General features: G+C 50.6%; 2 protein-coding genes. One reads left to right on the forward strand and one right to left on the reverse strand.

The window, feature by feature from the left end; genetic code table 11:
• Positions 1–168: 168 nt before the first annotated feature.
• Positions 169–981 (reverse strand): PD-(D/E)XK nuclease family transposase, encoded by an 813-nt coding sequence (locus tag QZL71_RS13050; protein ID WP_158388373.1) that lies wholly within the window; start codon positions 979–981, stop codon positions 169–171.
• 99 nt (positions 982–1,080) lie between these two features.
• Here QZL71_RS13050 and mobQ point away from each other — a divergent pair.
• Positions 1,081–2,237: MobQ family relaxase (gene mobQ, locus QZL71_RS13055; protein ID WP_294649175.1), on the forward strand; the 1,157-nt coding region annotated here is incomplete at its 3' end.

Raw genomic sequence — 2,237 nt, forward strand, 5'->3', positions numbered from 1 at the left:
GGCTCGATGAAATCGAAGCTGGCGTTTGTGCGCCAGCCCGATTCCATCCCAAGGAAAACTGCATTTTCCTTGCGCTGCTTTGCAGCTATCCTTTTGCCCGCTACCATAAAACACGCATAGAAAAAGCCGATTGGAAACAGAAACATTTCCAATCGGCTTATCTTTTTGTTAGGCAGATTTCTTTTCAGCTAATGCCCGGACTTCCTCAATTGAAAGGTCGGTGTACTTTGCCACCTTTTCACAAGGCACACCATCTGCCAACATTGCCAATGCGTGTTTGACCGATGTTTCATGCTCGGTTTCATCCCGCATCTTTTCCATAGCTCTGCACATAGCTGCCACTCCCTTCGTGTCTTCTTTGAAATAACGAACCCTCTGTGCCAAAATGGAATAATTCATATCCTTCGAGTTGGTACAGAAAAAGTCGTGCATCAGTTTTCCTAATGCGGTTTCGTCCTTGATTTGTGAGTTCACATAAACGATGTGAGCCTGATCGTTGAAAAACGTTCCCGTTTCCCGAACTGTACGGTCAACATGATAAATTGGAAGGCCGGCCTTTAATACGTCATTTTCAGTGATAAAGATAACGTATGTTTCGTTCAGCGCATCGTAATCATCGCCCGCATCAGTCAAGTTTGCATCCAGCAGACTGCTATTGTACCGTGCGCGCTTTTCACTAGCACCACGGTCACTGCGCTGCACCTCAATATTATATGCACGGTTTTCCCGATCCACTGCCAAAATATCCAATCGGACTGAACGCCCTTGCAGATTTTTGATGCTGTACTGGCCGTGAACCTCTTTGACGGTCAAATCATCCCGTTTCAAGATGATCTGCAAAAGAAACTCAGCACAGGCACGTTCTTCAAACACCGCAGCCATGAAATCATCATCAATCAACCGCAATCCACGCAACCGCTGCAAATCTTCTTCATGTTTCCGTTCAAAATCCAGTTCCTGTTGTGATTTTCTTTCCGACATTGGCTCACCAGCTTTCTGCTTACTTATCCAAAATAATAGTACCATAATTCCGTGATTTTTACAAGAGAACGATTCAAATGTCATCAGGAGGTGATGCCTATTCCGTGTCCGCATTTCAAAATTACCATCGTTAAGCGCAGCCAAGGGCAGTCCGCTGTTGCCGGGGCCGCTTACCAAAGCGGCGAACGGCTGTTCAGCGAGTACGACCAGAGAACAAAATTCTACAACAAGAAGAAAGAGCTTGTCCACGCTGAGATCATGCTGCCATCCTATGCGCCGCCCGGATATGCAGACCGGGCGACCCTCTGGAACGCCGTAGAAGCTGTGGAGAACCAGTGGAACTCCCAGCTTGCCCGGCGCATCGTGCTGGCGTTCCCGGTGGAGGTGCCGAAGGAGCAGTATTTGTCCATGATAAAAGAGTTTTGTCAGGAGCAGTTTGTTTCCAAAGGGATGATTGCCGACTTTGCCATCCACAACAAGGGAGATGGAAACCCACACGCTCACATTCTGCTGACGCTCCGGGCAATAGATGAACACGGCAAGTGGCTCCCGAAAGCCAGAAAGGTGTACGACCTTGACGAGAACGGTGAGCGCATCCGGCTCGCTTCCGGCAACTGGAAGTGCCACAAGGAAAACACGGTGGACTGGAACGACCAGAAGTATGCCGAGGTCTGGCGGCATGGCTGGGAGACCATTACCAACCGCTATTTGGAAGCGGCTGGCCGCCCGGAACGTGTTGACCTGCGCTCCTTTGAGCGACAGGGCATCCAGCAGATACCGACCGTGCATCTCGGTCCCGCCGCACACCAGATGGAAAAGCGTGGAGTGGAAACTTTTCTCGGCAACCTGAACCGGGATATTCGCGCCGCCAATAGCCTGATGCAGTCCATCCGCAGTGCCATCCGTGGACTGCAACGCTGGATCGCAGACCTGAACGAAAAGAAGCAGCTTCTTCTGGACGCTCTGGAAAAGGCGAAAGAACCCACGCTTTCTGATTTGCTGGTGGACTACTTCAATCTCCGCAACGAGCAGCGCAGCGATTGGTCTGGCAAGGCAAAACTGAAATGCACTGTCCGGGACTTTGAGGAAGTCAAGCGGGCTGTTGATTATCTGAAAGCTCATTCTCTGAACACCGTTGAGGATTTGAACCAAGCCATTGACAGCTTAAACCAGACCGCTGCTCCTCTCCGCGGGCAGTTGAAGCAGAACGAAAACCGTATGCGGGCAATCGCCCAGATCAAGGATGCTGCCGCCGC

The organism is uncultured Faecalibacterium sp. (assembly GCF_900066275.1).
In the GTDB taxonomy this organism is placed as follows: domain Bacteria; phylum Bacillota; class Clostridia; order Oscillospirales; family Ruminococcaceae; genus Faecalibacterium; species Faecalibacterium taiwanense.